The organism is Mesorhizobium sp. WSM4840 (genome assembly GCF_055811755.1).
In genome coordinates, this window is the sequence record NZ_JBVVQD010000020.1 from 1 (window position 1) to 21,137 (window position 21,137).

Annotated in this window: 17 protein-coding genes and 5 pseudogenes; 9 read left to right on the plus strand and 13 right to left on the minus strand. The window is 59.2% G+C overall.

Going from position 1 to position 21,137, the window contains the following annotated elements; all coding sequences use genetic code 11:
- Positions 1–96: 96 nt before the first annotated feature.
- Positions 97–503 (plus strand): annotated as a pseudogene (locus AC0L3I_RS24040) (MFS transporter); the annotation flags it as partial.
- Positions 504–741: 238 nt separating this feature from the next.
- On the opposite strand, the gene AC0L3I_RS24045 reads toward AC0L3I_RS24040, so the two are convergent.
- The 8 genes and pseudogenes from AC0L3I_RS24045 to AC0L3I_RS24080 form a co-directional block, all read right to left on the minus strand.
- On the minus strand, positions 742–1,155 hold the full coding sequence (locus AC0L3I_RS24045; protein WP_473528427.1) for a group II intron maturase-specific domain-containing protein: 414 nt from the start codon (positions 1,153–1,155) through the stop codon (positions 742–744).
- A gap of 447 nt (positions 1,156–1,602) precedes the next feature.
- Complete coding sequence (locus AC0L3I_RS24050; protein ID WP_473528428.1) at positions 1,603–3,486, minus strand: M24 family metallopeptidase; 1,884 nt, start codon at positions 3,484–3,486, stop codon at positions 1,603–1,605.
- Positions 3,487–3,904: 418 nt separating this feature from the next.
- On the minus strand, positions 3,905–5,083 hold the full coding sequence (locus AC0L3I_RS24055; RefSeq protein ID WP_473528429.1) for a M24 family metallopeptidase: 1,179 nt from the start codon (positions 5,081–5,083) through the stop codon (positions 3,905–3,907).
- A 330-nt stretch (positions 5,084–5,413) separates the two neighbouring features.
- Complete coding sequence (locus AC0L3I_RS24060; RefSeq protein WP_473528530.1) at positions 5,414–5,572, minus strand: hypothetical protein; 159 nt, start codon at positions 5,570–5,572, stop codon at positions 5,414–5,416.
- Between the two features lie 434 nt (positions 5,573–6,006).
- Entirely contained in the window at positions 6,007–6,237 is a 231-nt protein-coding gene (locus AC0L3I_RS24065; protein ID WP_473528430.1) for an ATP-binding cassette domain-containing protein, read from the minus strand.
- 7 nt (positions 6,238–6,244) lie between these two features.
- A complete protein-coding gene (locus tag AC0L3I_RS24070; protein WP_473528431.1) occupies positions 6,245–6,946 on the minus strand; it encodes an oligopeptide/dipeptide ABC transporter ATP-binding protein in 702 nt (233 codons plus the stop codon).
- Complete coding sequence (locus AC0L3I_RS24075) at positions 6,940–7,344, minus strand: ATP-binding cassette domain-containing protein (RefSeq protein WP_473528432.1); 405 nt, start codon at positions 7,342–7,344, stop codon at positions 6,940–6,942. The genes AC0L3I_RS24070 and AC0L3I_RS24075 overlap by 7 nt, the downstream gene beginning before the upstream one ends.
- Positions 7,301–7,550: pseudogene (locus tag AC0L3I_RS24080) on the minus strand (ABC transporter permease); the annotation flags it as partial. The pseudogene AC0L3I_RS24080 and the gene AC0L3I_RS24075, both read right to left, overlap by 44 nt.
- Between AC0L3I_RS24080 and AC0L3I_RS24085 the strand changes: the two are divergent.
- A pseudogene (locus AC0L3I_RS24085) lies at positions 7,541–7,680 on the plus strand (IS66 family transposase); the annotation flags it as partial. The pseudogenes AC0L3I_RS24080 and AC0L3I_RS24085 overlap by 10 nt on opposite strands.
- 1,090 nt (positions 7,681–8,770) lie before the next feature.
- Positions 8,771–9,940 carry a M24 family metallopeptidase gene (locus tag AC0L3I_RS24090; RefSeq protein ID WP_473528433.1) on the plus strand — a complete coding sequence of 390 codons (1,170 nt, stop codon included), beginning with the start codon at positions 8,771–8,773 and terminating at the stop codon, positions 9,938–9,940.
- Positions 9,941–10,519: 579 nt separating this feature from the next.
- On the opposite strand, the gene AC0L3I_RS24095 is transcribed toward AC0L3I_RS24090, so the two are convergent.
- On the minus strand, positions 10,520–10,882 hold the full coding sequence (locus tag AC0L3I_RS24095; protein WP_473528434.1) for a hypothetical protein: 363 nt from the start codon (positions 10,880–10,882) through the stop codon (positions 10,520–10,522).
- A gap of 315 nt (positions 10,883–11,197) precedes the next feature.
- On the opposite strand from AC0L3I_RS24095, the gene AC0L3I_RS24100 reads away from it, so the two are divergent.
- The 3 genes and pseudogenes from AC0L3I_RS24100 to AC0L3I_RS24110 all read left to right on the plus strand — a co-directional run.
- Positions 11,198–11,470 carry a hypothetical protein gene (locus AC0L3I_RS24100; RefSeq protein WP_473528435.1) on the plus strand — a complete coding sequence of 91 codons (273 nt, stop codon included), beginning with the start codon at positions 11,198–11,200 and terminating at the stop codon, positions 11,468–11,470.
- A 98-nt stretch (positions 11,471–11,568) separates the two neighbouring features.
- Entirely contained in the window at positions 11,569–12,795 is a 1,227-nt protein-coding gene (locus tag AC0L3I_RS24105) for an ATP-grasp domain-containing protein (RefSeq protein ID WP_473528436.1), read from the plus strand.
- A pseudogene (locus tag AC0L3I_RS24110) lies at positions 12,791–13,401 on the plus strand (hypothetical protein); the annotation flags it as partial. The gene AC0L3I_RS24105 and the pseudogene AC0L3I_RS24110, both read left to right, overlap by 5 nt.
- A gap of 312 nt (positions 13,402–13,713) precedes the next feature.
- Here the strand turns inward: AC0L3I_RS24110 and AC0L3I_RS24115 are convergent.
- The 4 genes and pseudogenes from AC0L3I_RS24115 to ectB form a co-directional block, all read right to left on the minus strand.
- Positions 13,714–14,561: pseudogene (locus tag AC0L3I_RS24115) on the minus strand (IS256 family transposase); the annotation flags it as partial.
- A gap of 338 nt (positions 14,562–14,899) precedes the next feature.
- Positions 14,900–15,403 (minus strand): GNAT family N-acetyltransferase, encoded by a 504-nt coding sequence (locus AC0L3I_RS24120; protein ID WP_473528437.1) that lies wholly within the window; start codon positions 15,401–15,403, stop codon positions 14,900–14,902.
- 241 nt (positions 15,404–15,644) lie between these two features.
- The gene (locus AC0L3I_RS24125) at positions 15,645–16,487 is read right to left on the minus strand and encodes a 2OG-Fe(II)-dependent halogenase WelO5 family protein (RefSeq protein ID WP_473528438.1); all 843 of its coding nucleotides are present in this window, start codon (positions 16,485–16,487) and stop codon (positions 15,645–15,647) included.
- On the minus strand, positions 16,477–17,736 hold the full coding sequence (gene ectB / locus AC0L3I_RS24130; RefSeq protein WP_473528439.1) for a diaminobutyrate--2-oxoglutarate transaminase: 1,260 nt from the start codon (positions 17,734–17,736) through the stop codon (positions 16,477–16,479). The genes AC0L3I_RS24125 and ectB overlap by 11 nt, the downstream gene beginning before the upstream one ends.
- Positions 17,737–18,630: 894 nt before the next feature.
- On the opposite strand from ectB, the gene AC0L3I_RS24135 reads away from it, so the two are divergent.
- The 3 genes from AC0L3I_RS24135 to proB all read left to right on the plus strand — a co-directional run bounded on the left by AC0L3I_RS24135 (position 18,631) and on the right by proB (position 20,250).
- Positions 18,631–18,951 carry an iron-sulfur cluster assembly accessory protein gene (locus AC0L3I_RS24135; RefSeq protein ID WP_473528440.1) on the plus strand — a complete coding sequence of 107 codons (321 nt, stop codon included), beginning with the start codon at positions 18,631–18,633 and terminating at the stop codon, positions 18,949–18,951.
- Positions 18,952–18,978: 27 nt separating this feature from the next.
- Complete coding sequence (locus AC0L3I_RS24140) at positions 18,979–19,287, plus strand: iron-sulfur cluster assembly scaffold protein (protein WP_473528441.1); 309 nt, start codon at positions 18,979–18,981, stop codon at positions 19,285–19,287.
- A 132-nt stretch (positions 19,288–19,419) separates the two neighbouring features.
- Positions 19,420–20,250 carry a glutamate 5-kinase gene (proB, locus tag AC0L3I_RS24145; protein ID WP_473528442.1) on the plus strand — a complete coding sequence of 277 codons (831 nt, stop codon included), beginning with the start codon at positions 19,420–19,422 and terminating at the stop codon, positions 20,248–20,250.
- Positions 20,251–21,137: the final 887 nt, after the last annotated feature.

Below are 21,137 nucleotides of genomic sequence, written 5' to 3' on the forward strand. Positions count from 1 at the left end.
ACTGCGATTCCGACTCTATGGACTCATTCGCACCGCCCGTGAATCCCGGCCCCTGCACCAAATATGCGGAAGATCCCCTGATCGCCGCGCCGCAAGGTTCGCTCTTCGCCTCTTCCAGGCGAGTCGATGAGGACGGCGATCTATGACGGGCTGCGCTTTACGGCGATGTCTTCCGAAATCAAGGCGGTGATCGCGCGTGGGACCCTCTTTAGCCTGGCAAGCATCGTCATTCTCGCGCTGCTGCCGTTGGTTGTCCGTGATCAGCTGGGCGGAGGACCACTCGCCTATGGCGCGCTGATGGCCGGCTTCGGGACAGGCGCCGTCTTCGCCGGTATCTTCAACAGCACATTCAGACGGAGCTTGTCGCAAAATCGGCTGACGAGGGGTCTCCTGCGTCGCATGCGCGGCATGCTCCCTTTCCTTGGCACTCCCCTCTTTCGATTGCGGTTGCCGCAATTGCGGTCGCCTTGGGTGGCGCGGGCTCGGTCACCGCCTGTTCCGGAGGGGTCGAGACATACTTGCCAAAACTGCGTTGAAATCTGGAACAAGAACTTTGCGGTCCCCAGCGCAGTACGCCCAGGAAGGCCAGGGTTCGCCTGGCCGTACGGGCAGAAAGTCGTCCAGGCCCTGTCCCTTAGCGGGGCCATGCGTCTTGATCCAAGGGGTGAGTAGGCCGGAGGGATTTCACCTGCCGCCCTCTCGCAGAACGGTGCGTGAACATCTCGATTCACACCGCTCCCATCAGGCAAACGTATTCGTTCCGAACGCCTTCCGGTGCACAAACAGTCCTGGATTTTCCCGCGCCAGCTTTCTCACGAAGAGGCTGGCATGCGTCTTATGGGACTGAAAGCGCTTGAACTTACGCGTGATCCACGCCCTGAGCTTCCGATTGACGTAATCAGCCAGAGTGGACAGGGCCGAACGGTTGTAGCGGCCATAATAGGCTATCCATCCGCGAAGGAGTGGATTGAGCTGTTGGGCGATTTCAGCCAGCGTCCCCGGCGTCTGCCGCGGGATGTTCAAGCTTTTGATCGTGGCTCGCATCGACTTCAGCGCCGTTGGGCTGGCCGCAGGCGTGTAGCCACAGAAGAACTGATCTCGCTGTTTGATCGCCACGCGCCGCGGTGGGAACTGATACCCGAGGAAGTCGAACACGACATTCGGGTATTGCTGATCCGTGGCTCGGCACGAGGAAGCGGTGGCTACAAGTCTCCCATCACAGCCCTCACGTGGAACAAAGAGAAAGGGGTTACCGCGACTGTCCGTGAACAATATAGTTTTGCATTCGTGTTCCTCCAAGACGATAGGTAGACATCTATTCAACAGGCCCTTGTGTATCAGAGCGCCAACGTATTTCTCCTTCTGACGTTGGCAGCATGTGCTCGACACGCACGGATTTATTACAACGTATTATGATGTTAAACAGAAAGATATTGAATAATTCTTCTGGATAGATCAGTTAATACCTTTAAAACACCTATACCAATTGTAACTCATTCCACCGCTAGTGTGCAGCACCACGTGCGATCCTAAACCCAGATGATGACTTCGCCAGCTCCCATTGGTTTGGGCTATCAGACTTGCAACATCATCGCGCCCCCCTCACAGCCCGTCGGCCAGAGCGGCGAAGGCGGCCGCCACCCTTGCAAGCCATTCGAGCGACATGGGATCGAGCAGTGGTCCTACATCGGCAAGCACGGTCCTATGATACCCAGCCAGCCAGCGGCGCTCGCCAGCGTCGAGGCGTGAAGAGTCGACGAGCTTTGGATCGATCGGCAGCCGCGAGATGGTGTCGAAGGCGGCAAACCCCGCCAGCTGCGCGGCCACCACGACCATGTGGCTTTCGATGCGCACACCAAAATCGTCAGCGGCGTAATAGCCGGGCTCGTTGGTGATTAGCATGCCTAGTTCGATGGGTGTCGTCGAGTCCACGCTTGCTTTCGGCGCGATGTAGGGGCCCTCATGAATGTTGAGGAAGGCGCCGACGCCGTGCCCGGTGCCGTGGTCGTAGTCCATACCCTCCTGCCACAGCGCTTGGCGGGCGATGCAGTCGAGCCGCAGCCCTTGGATGCCCGCCGGAAAACGCGCTGTCGCCAGCGCCACATAGCCTTTGAGCACGAGCGTATGGGCGAGCACGTGTTTGGGCTCAGGCTGCCCGAGCGCCTGGGTGAGCGTGTTGTCGGTAGTGGCGCCGGGATATTGCCCGCCCGAATCCATCCAGTAGATCGGATGGTCGTTGAGCCGGCGACAATCCTCGCGCCGGGGCACGTAGTGCGGCTGCGCCCCGCTCGGCCCGGAGGCCGACATCAGGGGCATAGACGGTCCTTTGTATTGCGGGCATTCGCGGCGCAGCGCTTCCAGCCGTTCGGCCGCTTCAAATTCGGTGACACTCTGCGCCGGCACCGTCCGCGCCAGCCATGCCATGAAACGCACCACGGCGGCCGCGTCGGTGATATGCGCGCGCCGTGCCGCCTCGATTTCGGCGGCATGTTTGCGCCAGCGGCCAAGCGCGACGGTGTCGTCGGCCCGGATGATACCATTGGCCTCGATCACGGCGGCGAGCGCGGCCGGCGTACGGCGCAGGTCGGCACCGACGGGGCCACGCCGGGCGGTCGCCGCGAGCACCTCGCCGATCTTGTCGGGCGGCGTGATCGCGATCCCATCTTTTTCGCGGGCAAGCAGCGCCGGCGCAAGCTGACGACGGTCCACGAACCAGGTCACTTTGCCCTCGCGCTCCACCAGCGCCCGGCTGCGGCAGACGGGCACGATGTGCCAGTCGCCGACCTCGGTTTGCAGTGCCGCGTCAGCGGCGCGCACATTGAGGAGCCAAGAGACGTCCTCCGGATCGGCGACGAGCAAGGCCTCCAGTCCCTGTGCGCGCAGGTGCTCGGCAAGTGTCCCGCATTTCTGTGCATGCGAGGCGCCGGCAAGCGACAGAGGATGATCGAAAGCCATCGGCGAAAAGGTCGGCGGCATGTCCTTGCCCCACAGCCGGTCGATAGGACTCTCGGGAATGGCCTCCAGGCCGAAGCCGAGCTCGTCCGCCAGTGACTGCCATTCGGCCCGGTCGACGGCCGAGTGCAGCCGGGGATCAAGGCCGATGCGAGCGTTTTTCGGAAGCGCTTTGCCGAGCCAGGCGCGGCGAGCGGCAAGCGCCGCGGGCTCAATCGACAATGGCGCGCCGCGGGTGTCGCCAAGGCCCTGTTGGGCATAGCGCCCGTCAAGGAACAGCGCCGCCGCCTGGCGCAGAACGACTGCCTCGCCCGTCGATCCGCGGAAGCCCGTTGCCCAGCGCAGCCGCCGTTCAGCCGGGGGGGCGAACTCGCTCAGAAAGCCATCGGTCGACGGGATGACCAGCCCGGCGAGCGCGCTGCTCGCAAGCCAGTCCTGGATATCGCGAACATGGTCCACACCGCCCTCCCCGGTGCGGGCTGCGAGCGCGTTAGGCGGATCGTCCTCGGTGGTGATTTCGGTGTCAAGGCTCATTTATGTTCTCCTCTATCGTTCCCGCCACTGGACGGGGTTCCTTTCTTTCGCCCTCAATCGATGGGCGTAGTCGCAAACAGCTAGCGCCGTTTCGACGAGGTTTACCCAATAGCGGATGCCATAAGGCAGGGCTTCATCGTTGAAGTCATACACCGGGTGTGTGTAAGGAAGCAGTCGGGCCGTTACCAATACGAATTGTACGCACTCGGCAGCGCCTCAAGGATGTAAGCGAAGTTCTCCCCTCCGCCTCAACCCACGTGTGTGTGCCGATCGCTGCCGGATATCCTCGTCTCGATGTGATTGATACCGAAGGAAGCGAGCTTCTCGCTCACCTTACGCGCAGCCCTGAGAAGCCAGACGGCCGTTCTCGGCCGGCCAGCCGTAGTGAGCAATTCGTTTTGACGCGATTTGTAAAACGTCAGGCGAGATGAAGCGTGGATGGTATGCTGCTCAGTACTTCCCCGCCACGCTCGGTCACCAAGACCTGGGCCCCGGCCCCAATTAAGTAGCCATTTTCGCTGCGCAAAATATTTGGCATGTGCAATGTCATGCCGGGCTGAAGCACATCTTCCACGCCTGGCTCCAAGCTCAGATTCCCGCGTTCAGTCCAATGAATGCCGGTTAGATATCCTGTTCGTTGGCGAAAAACTCCCTTGCGTCCAGAACGCTTCAGCACCTCGCGGCCCGCAGCGTCCACCGCGGCCGCGGTGGTACCCGGCTTGATAGCGGCAACGAGGGTCTCGATGACCTCCTCGGCCAAGGCATGCAGGGATTCTGTCTCCTGATGTCGCCCAAGCACGGCGCACCGGACCATTCCGGCAGCGTACCCGTGCTTTGATGCGCCGATTTCTAGAAAGGCCGGCTCGTTATTACCAATGGGATGATGCGTTGCAGGGCCATGGGGCAACTTCGTCCGCTCCCCGAATAGAATCGTCATTGCGGGAGCCAGTCCAACTTCACCGCCAGTGTTGGTGACGTCTGCATTGATCGCCGCCGCCATCTTCTCCACCATTTCCAGTTCGGTAACACCCACCCGTAGGGAGCTTTGGAACGTTCGCACCGCCAAGTCGGTCATACGCATCGCGTCGCGCATACATTGGAGTTCTAGCTCGCCCTTTACCGCCGCGACCGAAGAAACCAGCCGACTCGCATCAGAGATCTTCAAATCGGGAAGTTGCGCCTGAATCGCACCCACATCAGCCGGTGCGAGGTTCCAGCAGGCAAGCTCAAAACCGACCCGCTTGTTTTGCAGGCCAAGCCGGCGAAGGACATCGGCGCAAACTGTCCCAAAATCGGGCTGATGGGTATAAGTAACGATCTCGTCAATGCAGCAATACGCGCGAACCGCGTGTTCGTCGTATTCTCGAACGACATATATCGGCGGCCGACCCGGCACCAGAATCAAAGGAAACGGCGCGAAGTATCCGCCGCTTCCATCATACCCGCTGAGATATCGAAGATGGCCATGCGCACTAACCACAAGTGCGTCTAGCTTGGCGCTCGCCACTGCCTCCAGTACCTTGAGTTGCCGGCGCTCGTATTCAGATAGCGGGAATGGGACACCCGTCAGAGGAATCGCTTGGGATATCGTCGGCATATCTCACCTCAATAGTTTGTTACGTTGATCGGGCCCGCTTGCAACAGTTCGCTTCCGATCGGCATTTGAAGCTGCCGCTCAGTTTCCGGATTTCGTCAGACACAATTGTCTGTCACGGCTGTATGCGTCAAATGCAGTGTTTATATCGTGATCATCTCGCGGCGAGATGCAGCTGCGCCGGCAAAGAACGAAGGCCACATCGATGTTCCGTAGCGGCCGTACACATACAAGAGCACCGGGCCAGGGCCTGTTCGATCGCGCCGCGCAACCAACGAGATTGGGACCTGCACCCCGTCTTCGGCCTCTGCCATGACGACCGTCGCGACGTATTCAACCGGGGACGTGAGTCTTGTACAAAACTGCCGATCGGTCGCCGGCGAGATCAAGCTCGACGACGGTGTCCGGTGTCACGAACGAGCTAACCGAGTAGATCAAGTTCGAGCCGCGGAATGGATGCCGTGCGACCGAATAGTGACCACCTGCCGACAGGCCGACTTTGAGAGTTCAGCTCGGCTCGTCAGGAGCGATCGTGCCCAACACGTCCGCTTCCGTCGCGCAGACGAGGCGGGGACGAAGACCTTCTCGCTAGAGGACAACCAGGTGCTGCTCGAGGACATGAACCTCCTCGAGATCAAGCCCGCTCGATGCGGCACAACCTGCTCCTAGCACGACGGGGATGGCTCATTTGTCGGAGCGCACACAAGCCGCCAGTATGGTCCAGCATCGTCTACTTGGAACAGGAACTTGTCGCCCCAATGCTCAGATCGGGAGGATTGAGCCCTGCGGACGCAAGCGCTTCACTCATCTGCTCGGCGAGTTGAGTGGCGTTGTCGATCAGCCGCAGTGACCGCAGTGACCGCAATGGCTCCGCCACAATATTGAAGACTATCGCGGGTTGAGCGCCTGATAAGCGTCCTGGAAAATCATTTGCACTCGATGCCGGTAAGGACGCAGCGCGAAGCGCCCTGCCCCCACGTCATGTCGCGGCCATCGAATAATAGCTTGCCGCCCGTCGGCTGGGCAAGTTTGGTGATGACACGGCCCACCGTCGTCTTGCCGCTTCCCGATTCTCCGACCAAGGCGACGACCTTACCCCGTCGGAGGTCGACGTCGATGCCGTCAACCGCCCGCACGGCGCCGGCAAGCCGGCCCAAGACACGGTCAAACAGTCCCCCTGGATAGAAAATGGACCTTTAGGCTCTCAAGACGTAGGATTCCGGCAGTGTCAGGCATGAACTGCGCCCCTCTCTTCCTGCGACGACGACCGGTGGAGGTGACAGGCGACGCGTCCTCGCTCGAACTGATCGAGGCTGGCGACTTCGGTCGCGCAAACCCCCATGGCTGATGAGCAACGCGGATGGAAGGCGCACCTGGGGGTCGATTCACCAGGTTGGGAGGATCACCTGGTATCGGCCGGATCATCTTTTTGCCGTTCACCGGGTTCGGAATCGTTTCGATCAGCAAGCGCGTGTACGGATGCCTAGGTCTGGCGAATACTTCAGCGACGGTGCCGTCCCCGACGGTGCGGCCGGAATACATGATCATCACCAGATCACAAGCCTCGGGCCCCACAGATAGATCGTGGTTGATCAAGATCAGGGCGCGGTCAAGCTGCGATCGCAACTCACCCAGAAGTTTGAGAATCTGAGCTTGAGTAATGACGTCGAGAGCCGTGGTCGGCTCATCGCCAATGACGATCGAGGGGCGACATGCCAGCGCCATTGCAATCATCACGCGTTGACGCATACCGCCCGACAACTTGTGCGGATAGACAGCGCCGCGATCTGTCGGAATACCGACGAGCTCGAGCAGCTCTCTTGGCCGCGCGGTCGCTTCGATACGCGACATGTCGAGCTTCAGCATACACGGCTGATGCGGTGAACAGAATTAAGCGCATTCATCGCGTCCTGGAGGACTACGGATGTTTCTCTCCAGCGATGTGGCCGCATAGCCGCATCATCATCGATCGGCGGGCGGTTACCGCGATAACGCACCTCGCCGCTGCTGACCCGCGCGTTGGGTGATAGCAGACTCGCGATCGCCATTGCAGTCGTGGTCTTCCTGCTGCCCGATTCTCCGACGAGGCCAACGGCCTCTCCAGCTCGAAGCGTGAAGCTTACGCTGTCAATTGCACGCGATGAAACGCCCTTGAGCCCATAGTCGACAGAGAGCCGTCGACCTCCAGAAGCGGAGGCTTCTCCTGAAAGGTGTTTGTCGTGGGATAACCCGCCGCCGTGGGTTGAACGTGTCGTCGTGGGCATTTGCCAACCAGGACGAAGCTAAGGGGAACCGAAAGCACACACGCCCCGGGTGCACCGAGGCACCAAGCTCCAACACTGGCGGCACCGGCGCGCTAAGCGAGCGACAGCAAAGTGCCCCAAGAAGACTGCAACGGATCGCCAAGCCCGAGGAATGAAAGCGACGTCTCGACATAGATTGCGCGAGCGACGACCAAGCCGGCTTGAGCTCGACACCAACCCGGTCGAGAACGCCATCAGGGCGGTCGCTCTTACAAGAAAAATGCGCTTTTTGCCGGTCATGAGGTCGGCGCTGAAAATTGGGCGCTGCTGGCCTACATCGTCGCCACTTGCAAGCTCAACGACGCTGTCAGCGCCTTATCGGCCGTGTTCCACAGCTCCAAGAGGCGGCGCCGGTCGCCGCCCCCACCTCCCTCCCCACCAGCCGCTCGGCGGAAGCCCGATCATCTCGCGCAGAATGTTGGCGCCAGAGGGTCCTATACACGAGCGTGCGGAGATTCATCATGGGACCGGCACGGGGCTTCCTCGAATAGCGCCTTCAAGCGCGCAGCGAGCAATAAGGCGCTTACGGTTGCACTCTTTGTCGGACCTCCGACGATGTCGGAGACGAGACGCAGCTAGATCAGCGGGATTGTATTGTTCTGAACTTTTTCTGATTTGGCACAACACATGCAGGGCTATCGCAAACGCGCTGCTGCCTGGACTGAGGAGAAATCATCCAATGATCGCGCTCGCTGAACATGCGGTCGCCGTGACGAGAGCTGAGCCGTTCCGAGCCGATGGAAGGCTTTTGCGACATCATTCGTCAGGTTGTCCGGACACGCCCCCCAATCAATCTCTCCCCACCTTTGAATGCTCCCAAGACGTGGAGGGGGAGCGGGCTCTTACCGCTAGCCAGTCGGCCAGCGATCCCTCTGATCAAGGCCGCGGCCAGTACCTCTACAGTCTGGCAAGATGGCCGCAATCCGCGCGGACTGTGGCGCAGACCATCCCTTTCGCCTACATGAAGGCGGATTCCCAGTGGGGGCTACTGCTCCGTCTGGGCGGCTTCGATGCGAGCGACAGAGAGGACTGGAGCTGGGGCGGCGCGTATCGGGCCGGAGAGACGGGAGATAGCCATGCTGCGCCTTTGCGGCGGCCGCTGCGACGCGCTTGCATCGCGAATTCTAACGGCGCCTCTGAGCTTTGGCGCCAACGGTTTCAATCTCCGGAGGCCAAATGCGGCATTGATGGCTCGGCCCGAGCACGCTTGTGCTTTCTAGTGCACTTGGTGATGACATGGCCACCCGCTCCGGCCAGCTCGCATCGTGCGGCGGAAGGCGGCGCTGACGTTCCTTCCTGCCTTGCAGACGCTGGCGCGCGCATCGTTGCCCAGCATTTGCCTCACGTCCCAACTGGAAACTACATCTGAGAAAGGAGTTAAAGTCAAATGGCTATACCAAAAGGGTTCCAGGCGTTCCCGCGGGCTGAATACCTTCGACGGCTCTCCGCAGTTAAGGCGGAAATGGAACGCCGCGAGACTAATACGTTAATCGTTACCACTTCGGCCGACATCACCTATCTTTCAGGATACACCTGCAAATCAGGATACGTCCCGCAGGGCCTGATAATTTCCTTGGCAGAGGAAGAGCCAACGTTCGTTGCGCGCCGCTGTGATGCGCCGGCGGCGATGCATCAGATGTTTATCGACAGCGGTCGGGTCATTGGCTACCCAGAAGCACTTATTGCCAACCCGGAAACCGATGGCTTTGATGCGATGATCGACTTCCTGCATCAAAATAGCATTGCTAAAGGACGGATAGGAATCGAGACAAAGTACCTTCGGTCTGAGACTGTCGAAAAATTCAAGACTAGGATGTCTCCTGCCTCTATTGTGGGTTTCAGCGACGCAATCGCTTGGATTCGGTTGGCTAAGTCCGATCTCGAAATTGCCGTGATGCGCGAAGCGGCGGCGATCACAGATACAGGAATGCTACGAGCGAAGGAAGTGATCCGACCGGGAGTAAGAGAGGCTGATGCTGCCGCAGAGATCATTTCGACGCTCATCCGGGGTGCCAATGGCAAGCCAGGGACAGATTTAGCCGACTTCTACCTGTGTGCCTCACCTCGTTCGGCTACGGCTCACGTTCAATGGAGTGAAGATGTTTTCCGCGACGGGTCCCAGATCAATCTTGAGTTTGGCGGTGTTCGTCACGGGTACGTTTCTGGGCTTATGCGCACGTTCTCAATCGGCAAGCCGTCGGACCGCCTGCGGCGAGTTCATGAAGGTGAAGTTGCCGGTTTGGAATCGGCGCTTGCCGCGGTTAAGCCTGGTGTCACTTGCGGGGACATCGCTGCCGCCTTCAACAAGACGCTCAGAAGGCATGGCTTCGACAAAGAAACCCGATGCGGCTACGCCATCGGAATCGATTGGCTGGAACCGACAGCTAGCCTGAAGGAAGATGACGAGACTGTGCTACAAACGAACATGACTTTTCACCTGATGCTCGGAAACTGGATTGACGAAGATTTCGGTTATGTGATCAGCGAAACATTTCGCGTTACGGACAGTGGCGCGGAAACCTTCTCTTGCCTGCCGCGTGAAATCTTCGAAATATGATCAAGCGTCCCTGTCAGCACCCGTTAGGCCCGCTCGATTCGGACCTGCTCGGCCTGACCTGACCATGCCAACATGCCTCCGACATGGACTCTGAATCGGCGCAAAATTGCCCCCGATGTGCGACCACCAGCTTCCTGGCGAATGTTGGCGGTGAAGTTGGTGGACACAATTGCCGAGTTCGGCACGCATTCCATGTGCAAGGATGATCCCTCAAGCAGATTTGCCGCGAGCTGCATGTGTCGCGCGGCACGGTCCGCAACATCCTCTGGACTGCTACTAACACGAGCGACAGTCCAAGCCGAAGCTCAGTCCGAGGCCGGATCAGCTTCACGGGTTTGTTTGGCAATCGTGGCAAGGCGGCGGGCGAGCAACTCACACTGATCCGGTTCGCGCGGCTTGCCCGCTACGGCAGGTTCTTGGATTCTGCCCCGTCGGGCGTGTATCGAGCAATGCAGCGGGGAGCGTGGAAGACCGCCAGGTGCCATCCGGGTGGCGCCTGATCCATGACCGTGCCTTTGACGAAGTGTTGTCGGGTGGGGCTCTGCGGCACTGCAATGGCAGCCGCGCGATGCCGTCGTGTTATGGCGGGGCAACGACGCGCTCCTCCTCGCCGCACAGTTGTTGCTGGTCGGAGGCGACAAAGGTGTCTTCAGCCGCAGCCGGCTTGGCGAAGCGGGCATGGTGAGTTGGCAGATAGGTCCGTACGACGAAGTGGTTTAGCGATCTGATATCAGCAATGCCGGCCAGTGCCAGCTCCTTAGGCAGCCGGTCCTGCAAGGTTGAGAACGTCGGCACGGAGCGACCCCTGATCGCCCGAGCCGAAGAGCCGGCGCCCGCACCGGCCGCAGGTCGCCGGCCAAGGCCCGGCAACCCCCGCGAGCCCAGGACGTCAACTTCGATAAGCCCGGCGACGATGCAGATCGACTCGTTGAGCCTCATCATCGCGGCCCCCCGAACCGTCAAGACTTCGATGCTACGGCGTTTTGGCGAATAGACCGTGGCAAGATCCTACGCGCAGCCTACCGCCGCCAATCCCGCCTCTCGACAAGGTGACCGCCAAACTTTCATCATACTCGCACGACGGACAGCTTCGGGGAGCAACCTGACTAAGGCGGCTTCTGGGAATTCTATCGCCGCGCTGTGTCGGCCGCGAGTTCTTCCTCGGACACATTCCCTCCATGTGGGCCACCTTCCCATTCATGGGCGACCCGAAAGGACCGTGCCGATGTCGCAGACGAGCTATTCAGCCATTCGGCAGTGGATGTAACCGGTGCACAGGCGCGCGCCTTCATCGTATTGCAAACGAATACGCGGATCGGTTTGAGCGGCATCTTCAGGGCTGTGGCTGCAACCGAGTGTCATGATCGCGGCAAACTCGGCTCCTATATAGCGGCGAAAAACACGCCGATGCCTGGCGCTTTGGCCGCAATGCATCCATTTCCATTTATACAAGCGCCGTTCTATCTAACCTATCGGAGAAACAAATTCTTCAAACAACTTTATAAAATCTTCGCCACCACAGCTCGCTAATAGTGTTACGTTCCGCGCAATTCAACTGGCAGACACAGCCAAATCCCGTGCCAATTTGGGCTCGGATCGCCACAGAGTTCGAATTAAGGTTGAAGCCAATGGCAAAGAGCGTGCTAATTCTGGTTGAAGGTCATAGGGGCAACGGTCCGCTATACATACAAGCGATACAGGACCTTGGCCTCCAGCCAATTACCCTGTCGACTGATCCGGCTCAGTACGATTATCTCAGGGCGGAAAAGCTTGAGGCAATCCGTGTCGACACTGATAGTCTCGACGCGTTGAGCCACGAATGTTCTGGCCTGCGCGGCTCCTATGACATTGCAGGTATTACTGGCTTTACAGCTCTCGACGAGTCGCTCTATGCGAGAATCGCCAAACTCTGCCAAGGATTCGATTTACCGGGACCAAACCCCGAGTCCATTGAACGGTGTTGCGACAAATTCACTCAACGTCAGCTCCTCGCAAAGGCCGGCGTTCCAATACCGGCTTATCGCCTCGCAGTGAATTGGGCGGAAGTAGAAAGCGCTACCTTCGACATCGGCCTGCCCGTGATTCTTAAGCCAGCTGCAGGCAGTGGCAGCAGCGGTGTCCGATTGTGCCGCAACGTCGATGAGGTGGCCGAACATACAACCTATCTGTTGGGCGAGAAGCACCTATGGTCCTCGCCGCGAATACTGGTCGAAGAATTTGCCCAAGGTCCATTCTATAGCGCCGACTTAATGGGAAATGAGGTCGTGGGGATTGAAGCCGCAGATTTCGGGCCACCACCGCATTTTGTCTTTCGCGGGGCTACCCATCCGGCCCCGCTAACAGATAATGAGTATAAGAGTATCGCGGATGCTGCGCTGAGCTGCTTGCCCGCTCTGGGCCTTAGCTGGGGGCCAACCAACATCGAACTCCGGTTGACGAAGCGGGGCCCAGTAGTCATTGAGGTCAATCCGCGTCTTTCGGGTGCGACCTGTCCTAAATTGGTGCGGCTGGCTTACGGCGTCGATCTAGTCACCGAGCACATCAAGCTTGTGGTCGGCGACGAATGCAATTTGCGGAAAAGGCACTCACACGTTGCCGCCACGCGGTTCTTACTTCCTGATCGCGACGGCATTCTTGATTCTATCAGCGCCGAGAGTCGGGCGGCTGCTATACCAGGTGTCGCTGAGGTCAAATTTTATGTTAAACCCCAGACGCCGATCGTCAGAAAAGGCGATTACCGAGACTCGATCGGCCATGTCATCGCCGCTTCGCCCAACCGTGCTCAGACAGAGGCGATACTGCAGAGTGCCGTCGATTTAATCGCTTGGTCGATCACGCCATTTCCGCACGCCTAGGAAGAATCGGCAACCTTTGGCTTCCACACACCGGCGCAAGAGCTATTTGTTGAGCTTGTCGCCGTGGTCTCCATTGCGATTTCCCTTTCCAGGTGATCGTGCGGAAGTTACGCCCTCGCGGGCCATTGCGCGCGACCTGGCCGCCGGAGTGGTGAAAGATTACGAGGCGGAATTGCCGAGCGCGATCGCCTGCTTCATGGACCATGAGTCAAATCCTCTAGGCTTGCCTTCGCTCGCCCAACGCGCGGAAAAGTGTACCTGCGGCACGACTTCGAGGCCTGTATCGCCCACCTGAGGATGCCGATCACCCACCGCCGCGCGATCCGCACGACCAACCTACTCGAGCGCCTATTCGTCGAGGAGCGGCGCCGGCTCAAGATCATCCCCAACGCGTTTGGCGAAAAGCCGGTCCTCAAGCTGATGTTCGGCGCGATGATCCGCGCTGCCGAGCGGTGGCGGGCGATCAGGATCACCGACTTCGAGCGCCGCCAGATGGTAGCCGTCAGGCAGCAGCTCGATCAGGAATACGAGGCCCGAAACGGCCTCGAAAACAAAGCGCCGGCAAAGGAGACCCGCCAGAATTTATCCAGCAGTTCCCGGACTTGACCCCCCAGGAATCTTGGCACCCCTCAATCGCGCCAAGTCCTATATCTGTTGTGATGTGGAGATCGACGGGACCGTTGGGCGACGGGCACTGGCCCGCCGCCGGCAAAGGGTTTGCGCCAAATGACGTACCCTAAGTCTATTCGGATTGATCGCAGCTACGGGCACTCGCTGTCCGGGCGATCGGGAGGACGTCAATCTGGTCGAGGGAGTGCTGAACGATTCGGCAGGACAGTTCGACAAGTCGCGGCTTGTGCCCTTCGTCCCATGTCGTGAGCACGTCGGCGACGCCCGCGCCACCGCCGCCTACCAGGCGAACTCCGGCCAGCTGTCTTCCGGCACCTTGGCGACGAGATTGCGCATTCGATGCGCAAGACAGCGCTGACGCTCCGAGCGCGGGAAGCAGGTCTCGATCGCCTTGATGATGCCGCCCGCCCCGTCAGACACGACAAGCAGCGGATCGCCGAGCCCGCGGCCGCGCATGTCCTGGAAGAAGGCGCTCACTGTCTCGGCGTCCTCCTTGGAGCCGGCCATCAGATGCAGCAGCACCTTGGCGCCGGAGGCCGTGAAGCCCCAGGCCGCCAGCACCGGCTCGCGCCGCTGACCGGGGCGGATGCGTTCGGCAATGCCGTCGATGAACAGATAGGCGATCTCGTATTCGCCAAGGTCGCGCGTGGCGAACTCCTGATAGTCCGCCCACAGCCGCTCGCCGATCTCGCTGACCGCCGTCTTCGACAACAGCAGCCGACCGCTCTCGTCCTTGAAGGCGTCCTCGATGTCGCGCACCGAAAGGCCGCGCGCCAGCAGTTCCACCGCCAGGTCCTCGAGCGCCTCGGTGCGGCCTTTCAGATGATCGCGGATCTCGGAGCGAAACGGCGCGTCCCGGCCCGCCACCTGCGGGGCAGAGTATTCCACAAAGCCTTCCGCCGTCTTCAGGCGCCCGCTGCGCACGCCGTTGCGGTAACCCTGGCCGGCCTCGGCTCCGTGCTCGTAATAGTCTCGCCCGACCGCATCCCGGCTCTCCCCCTCCAGTGCTTCCTCCAAATCAGGCGGGTCGCAAGCTTCATCAGCTCCGAACGCCCCGCCGGTGTGGAAAGACGCCCTTCAATCAGGTCGGAAAGGGATTGGCGGGTGCGCATCGATGCGCGTACTCTCGTCGTCATGGGGTGCCTCCTTGCTGGTGCCGGCGCCAACCGGCATGGGTTTTTGATTCCTCAGCAAAGGATGCACCCCTCCCTGAATTTCCAGCAAGTTTAGGACTTCACCTTCCTGCGGCGGCGGCACCTCCGTCTCCGATCGATGTCCGCAAGGCGCGCCGAACGCGCTAGTATGCGAAGCGAGCCCGCCAATCGGTGGAGCGAATGCTCGCCACACGACCCCGACGCGTGAGTGCCCATCACGCGGTCGCGAACATCAGACTCCACGACGTTGTAGCAGAGGCTCTTCTTGGAGCACGCATCGCCAATCGGATTCGGAGCGTCGTCCTTTCGGTGATGGATCTTCAGGTCGGCAATCGATGCCGGAAACGCAAGTGCAGCTCGCCGCACAGAGTGGTAGCCGGCAGGAGTGTCGCACCCAGCCTTCTCGCCACCGCCTGCGATGGTAGGTTCTCGGGATGGGCGAAGCTCATGAGCGCCGGCAGCCCGAGATCGCGCGCGGTCCAGACTTGCACACGCCGTGCGGCTTCGGTCGCGTAGCCGCGGCCTTCAAAACCGGCGTAGAGGCTCCAAGCGAGCTCCGGCTCGTCGAGATAGGAAGGGTGCCACAGGCCCACACGCCCAATAACGGATCGAGTTTGCTTGAGTTGGACGGCAAACAGGCCGTAACCTCTCAGCACCCATTCGCCAAGCATGGCGGCGAAAACCGTCCAGGCCTCCCATTCGCTTTTCGGCCCGCCCATGTAGCGCATACGCTTGTGATCCGCGTAGAAGGCCGCATGAGCTGGGAAGTCCTCCTTGCGCCAGCCACGCAGCACCAGGCGTTCGCTTTCAAGCGTCGGGATCATGTGCCTGCGCCCTGGCGTGCGGCGCCGCCATCAACCATCTCTTGATGGCGGGATGACCTTCTCATCTTCAGCAATTTTCTCTCCCTCATTTCGTCGCCGATCAAAGATCTCCGCTAGGGTCTCTCGCCACCGATCTAAACCTGATGGGATCGTCCCTGGAAAATGGTGTGGACAAACAGTCCTAAAATTGATCGAGAGACGGGCGAACTGCCGGCGGGAGCAGTCGCTGCGACATCCGATGTCATGTCCACCAGAGAACGAGATCTGGCCGCGCAAATCCGAAAAAGCTGTTCAGCAGCACGCGGCGCTTTCCGTTGCCTGATTGGCCGGTGACCCCATGAACGAAACCGCCATCAATTAGTGCGATATCTCCGGCCTTGAGCTGGAACTCGCTAGAAGGAAAAGCCTCGAGATAAGCTGCCGAATACGGATAACCTGTGGTCTCCACACCCTGCGACTTTCGATCCGCGATTGTCGGCTTATGACTCCAGAGGCGCAGATTGCCACCTTCCTCGGGCATGCTGGGATAGAAGTTGAGTGCTGCGACGGTGTTGTGCGCCACCGAAGAAAGCTCGTAGTCGTTCCCGGCACATAGGACTTGAGCGACATCGTCATGGGGCTCCAAGGAAAAGGTGCCACTGCCAGACCAACTGAGAGCGCGACAAATATTGGCCTGGCCCTGCGCCGAACGGGCCAGCCGCAATTCGATACCTTCGTCGTGAAGCTCGCGCTTCAACGCGTCGAATATTCCTCGGACCGGATCAACCAAATTGCCAAAAAGGGCGTCGACGTACGGTCGCGCAGTTTCCGCCTCCGCGAAATATGTGGCTGCATCCTTCCTGTAATGGGATGCGCCCACATATTGTCCGGGGACGCCATCTTTACGCTCCTTGAGACCAGGACTGCTAACAAAGTTAGTGGTGATCTCCTCGGCTACTTCGATGCTGAAAGCTTTCTTGATGTGCAGAGCCGTGATCTCACCTTTCAGGACCGAGATGATCTCCGTGGTGCTGATCGAGCCGGTTCGTTCTTTGATGGTAAGAGGCGAGATGGACGGCGTTTGCGGTACTTGGTTAGTCGCCATTGGTTTTCTCCTGTAGTGCCTGATCGAGGATAGCAATGCCATGATCGAGCTCGTCATCTGAGATGGTTATCGGCGGAAGGACTTTGATGACGTCGCGATTTGGCCCTGAAGATTCGATCAGCAGGCCGTTTTCGAACGCGACATCGTGCACACGGCCAACAACGGCCTGCGAACGGCACTTGAGGCCGGCCATCAGACCACGGCCGCGCTTTTGTTCGATGCACTCAGGGAATTTCGCAACGAGACGATCAAGGTGTTCTTGCAGTTTGACGGCCGTCCGCTCGACGGCTGTAGTAAACTGCCTATCGGACCACATCGTGCACATGGCCGCGGAAGTCACGAAGGCGAGATTATTGCCTCTGAAGGTCCCGCTATGTTCTCCCGGATTCCATATGTCCATGTCTGGGCGAATCAGAACTATGGACAACGGATTGCCTGAACCGCTTAGCGATTTTGAAAGACACACGATGTCGGGCTCGATTTTCGCGAACTCAAATGAGAAGAAATCGCCCGTTCGTCCCGAACCTGCCTGAATGTCATCGACGATGAAAACAACGTCGTGCTTACGGCAAATGCGCTGAATTTCTGCGAGCCATGGTGCGGATGCGGTGTTCATGCCGCCTTCTGCCTGGATGGGCTCCAGGATGATTGCGGCCGGCTTTTCTATCCCGCTGCCTGGGTCGCCCAACACGTGATCAATGTAACTCGCGGAATCGAAAGTTTGGTTCGGATAGTTCTCGTAAGGGACACGGATCACATCGTGGCGAGCAACGCCGCCAAGCTGTCTGGTTGACGCTGAACCCGACACCGCCAAGGAGCCGAGCGACATGCCATGGTACGAATTTGTGAAGGCCATGACACTCGAGCGGCCGGTATATTTTCGCGCCAGCGCCAACGCCGCTTCGTTAGCGTTCGTCCCGGTCGGCCCAGGAAACTGTATCTTGTAAGAAAGGCCCCGGGGCTTCAGGATCGACTTAACAAACACTTCGATGAAATCACGCTTTGCAGCTGTATACATATCAAGCGACAAAACAATATTTCTATCGGCGAGATATTGAATTGCCGGCGCCATAATATCTGGATGGTTATGACCGTAATTGAGCGCTCCGGACCCTACGAGGAAATCAATATATGGTTTGCCGGACTCGTCCCAGATTGTCGCCCCAAGTGACTTTGTAAAGACTGTGGGAAACGATCGCCCATAGCGACGAACGTTAGACTCGTAAGCTGCGAAAATGTCGGTATCCATTAGAGGGCCTCTCTGTATGCGGCTTGCGATCAACGCTGCAGGTTCCATGTTTGCGCATTCCAAACGATCGATTTCGGCGATTAGCTACGGCCAATCTCGGACTTAAAGCGAATGTATCATGGTCAACGACTTGCATTCGCAAAGAGTCTGTAAATTTGTTTGACGAATCTGTTGCAACGCTTTGGGTATCGATACGTGGCAGTCAGTACCCGCCTTTGGCCGTGACGGGATCCTTGCCGACGAGTATCTGTGGCAGATAGTGATTTCTTCTCTCCTTCGCTGTGACGGCGAGACCGGTGTTCGCTCGAGTTTCGTTTTGGAATGCGGACGAGCCAGACCGCGAATTGGCGACAGAACTGGAACTGACCGTGGCGCCCAATCGTGGCCGTGGGCGCCGTGGCGGTGATTGCGCTGTCCCTGGGCGGCGCGTCGGCCCACCTCCTGGCTTCACAAAGCCTCTGTCGGCGCTCGCGAGGTGGCGGCCGCACTACAGACCACGGGCCGAGCACGCGAGTGGTGTTCGGCACCCACGAGCCAACGCAGAATCGACAGCGCCAGCGAGGAGGCGCGATCGATGCGGCTATCGACCACCCGTTGTTCGCCACCGCACTGTGTGGTGACGATGGCGCGGCGTTTGGAGCGCAGCACGCTTAAGTGTTCCCGCCCTTAACTGGTCGACATTCATATGATCGAAAACGCTGGCTCAGGCGACGACACTGGCGATTTGTCCGATGCCGCTTCTGTACGCAAGGTTTCTCTCTGTCCGACATCCGACAATTGTAGGATAGTCAGACAGGGCGCCAAATCCGCTAAACCGTTGTTTTAATGGATTTGTCGTCTCTGGCACGTTCTGTGCAGCGCGACTTGCGAACGCATCCGCAAGAAAATAGTCCCATGATCACACTCACTGAAAACGCCGTCGCTGCCGTCAAGGCCGCGCTTTCCCGCGCCGACGAGCCGGCGGAAGGCTTTCGTATCATGGTCGAGGCGGGAGGCTGCGCCGGCCTCAAATACCTGATGGGTCTGGAAAGCGTCTCGCGCGAGGGCGATGCCATCATGGAGACGGACGGGTTCAAGGTGTTCATCGACGCAAACTCCCAGCCCCATCTCGCCGGCATGACCGTTGACTTCGTCACGGACCTGGAATCCTCGGGCTTTGTCTTCGACAATCCCAATGCGCGGGACAAATGCGCCTGCGGCAAGTCCTTCGGCTAGCCGCCATCATGACAAGGATCGGCGCCTATGCGGGATGACACCGACAACGTCTACCTCTTCAGCGACAAGCTGTATTTCATCAACCCGAACAATGTCGGCGCTTTGGACACTCCCAATGCGGCCGGCGAGGTCGGCGCCGTCGCCTGCGGCGGTGGGCTTAAATTGACGATGGGTTTCGACCGTAAGACGCAAACGATCACCGCCGCAACGTTCCAGAAGCGGCGCGAAGGTGACGGGGAAGGCCGCGCTCAATCCCCGGCTGCTAGGCGCAGGTTTCACTTACCGCTTCTGATCGCGGAAAGCGAAGGCGGCTTGCTGACAGCTGTTTTGAAATGAAGGACGCCTCGTGCACCCTTACACCCTCAAAGACGTGACATCAGAAAGGGCGAGAGCGTGTCTTCACCTCTAGCGCAGCAACACTCAACGGCAGCACCAACAAGCCAAATCCGGTTGGTTTCGGCTCGCCGGGTGGTGGTAAAGATTGGCTCGGCACTGATCGCCAATGCAGAAACCGGAGAGATACACGGTCCTTGGCTTGAGACGGTAATAGAGGATGTCGGCCGATTTTTCGCACGCGGGCAGCAGGTGATCATCGTAACCTCCGGTGCTGTCGCCGCCGGCTCAAGTCGCTTCAATCATCTGGACAGATCTCTGCGAGTTGAGGAGAAGCAGGCGGCCGCCGCTATCGGTCAGGTTCTGCTCATGCGTGCCTACGAACAGAGTCTAAGAGGCCATGGGTTTAGTGTTGGACAAATACTATTGACCCGAGAAGATATAGACAACCAACATCGACGTCTCAATGCTGCTTCAACCCTTCAACAACTTCTCAAAGTTGGCGCCGTACCCATTATCAACGAGAACGATACGACCGCAACGGCGGAGATCTGTTTTGGCGACAATGATCGGCTAGCGGCACGGATCGCGCAGATGGTAAACGCCGACATTGTCATACTGCTTTCCAACGTAGATGGCCTCTTCTCGGAAGACCCACACGTCAATCCTGCAGCCCATCTGGTGACAGAGGTTCGATGTATTACTCCCAAGATAGAGGCCATGGCGGGTCCTTCCTTCGTACGGCACAGTTCGGGTGGCATGGTGACAAAGTTGATGGCAGCAAGGATTGCCACGGACGCGGGCTGTGAGATGGTCATTGCGAGAGGAAACAAAACTCACCCGCTCGCAGCCATTGAGAACGGTGGGCCATCAACGTGGTTTCTCCCCCTCGCAAAAGCGGGCCAATGTACCATGCCGGCAAACCCCGCGGGGGACTGTTCGAGGAAATCGAGCGAGCAGCCTTGATGCCGTAGCCGGCGGCACCGTTCGAATAACGCCAAATGGAGGTGGCCAGCGAATCGCGATCACCACCTCGAAGCCGACGGGGCCTTCTACTCGGTTCCGCATCGGCGGACCGGCGGCACTGTTCAGGTCCGACTCACCCATCCGGCCGTCGCGGCGTTGTGGATGGCGCCGATGAAGGCTTTTGGCGATTCGATAGCTGTTGCTGGCGGCCGTGCAAATGGGGCAGACGAGCGGTGCATCCAGACCGGCGAGCTCGACGGGATTGGCCGAGACATCCACCTGAGCGCGCGCCCGCCCCGCCTATAAGGCACGCGGACTGCAGGGACCTGGCCGCATGCGCATCGCTCGCGACATTCGGCCCGAGGCCAGAAGGAGATCGTGACTATCAGGGACGGCGATCTTCAGCGCGCGCCTTCAACGGCAGTCCGAGTTCGCACATGATGAGTTCAGCATCCGGATGCAAACATAGCTGCTATTTGTGCGGCGGTCTGATCAAAGCGCAGGGATCCACGTTCAGCGCGGCTGCTAACCGCCCGAGCACGCTTTCGCTCGCAGAGACACGGGCACGTTCGATCGAGCCACGTAGCGGATGCTAAGCTCAGCACGCGCAGCTAGCACTTCTTGCGTCAGGTCCTGCTCGGCGCAAACGACGCATAATCGCCATGGTCTCTTGAAATCCACATCGAGATATGGACCTGAACGGGAACTATCGTTCTCGGAATGATTGTTCCTATTCGTTATAGAGGACCGGTCGACAGGAGTCCTTGTGCGGATCACCACTGAACCGCCCATGTGCGAAAACCCGAAAAGGTCTGAAGTTCGTCATGAAGCGGGTATCATAGAAGAAGTCCCCTAGGCGATCCCCACCGCACTGTGTGGTGACGATG

Bases quoted from the DNA above. Each gene is read 5' to 3' on its own strand.
- AC0L3I_RS24050 (WP_473528428.1), bottom strand. From the start codon at position 3,486: ATGAGCCTTGACACCGAAATCACCACCGAGGACGATCCGCCTAACGCG.
- AC0L3I_RS24055 (WP_473528429.1), bottom strand. From the start codon at position 5,083: ATGCCGACGATATCCCAAGCGATTCCTCTGACGGGTGTCCCATTCCCG.
- AC0L3I_RS24070 (WP_473528431.1), bottom strand. From the start codon at position 6,946: ATGCTGAAGCTCGACATGTCGCGTATCGAAGCGACCGCGCGGCCAAGA.
- AC0L3I_RS24075 (WP_473528432.1), bottom strand. From the start codon at position 7,344: ATGCCCACGACGACACGTTCAACCCACGGCGGCGGGTTATCCCACGAC.
- AC0L3I_RS24090 (WP_473528433.1), top strand. From the start codon at position 8,771: ATGGCTATACCAAAAGGGTTCCAGGCGTTCCCGCGGGCTGAATACCTT.
- AC0L3I_RS24095 (WP_473528434.1), bottom strand. From the start codon at position 10,882: ATGATGAGGCTCAACGAGTCGATCTGCATCGTCGCCGGGCTTATCGAA.
- AC0L3I_RS24105 (WP_473528436.1), top strand. From the start codon at position 11,569: ATGGCAAAGAGCGTGCTAATTCTGGTTGAAGGTCATAGGGGCAACGGT.
- AC0L3I_RS24120 (WP_473528437.1), bottom strand. From the start codon at position 15,403: ATGATCCCGACGCTTGAAAGCGAACGCCTGGTGCTGCGTGGCTGGCGC.
- AC0L3I_RS24125 (WP_473528438.1), bottom strand. From the start codon at position 16,487: ATGGCGACTAACCAAGTACCGCAAACGCCGTCCATCTCGCCTCTTACC.
- ectB (WP_473528439.1), bottom strand. From the start codon at position 17,736: ATGGATACCGACATTTTCGCAGCTTACGAGTCTAACGTTCGTCGCTAT.
- AC0L3I_RS24135 (WP_473528440.1), top strand. From the start codon at position 18,631: ATGATCACACTCACTGAAAACGCCGTCGCTGCCGTCAAGGCCGCGCTT.
- AC0L3I_RS24140 (WP_473528441.1), top strand. From the start codon at position 18,979: ATGCGGGATGACACCGACAACGTCTACCTCTTCAGCGACAAGCTGTAT.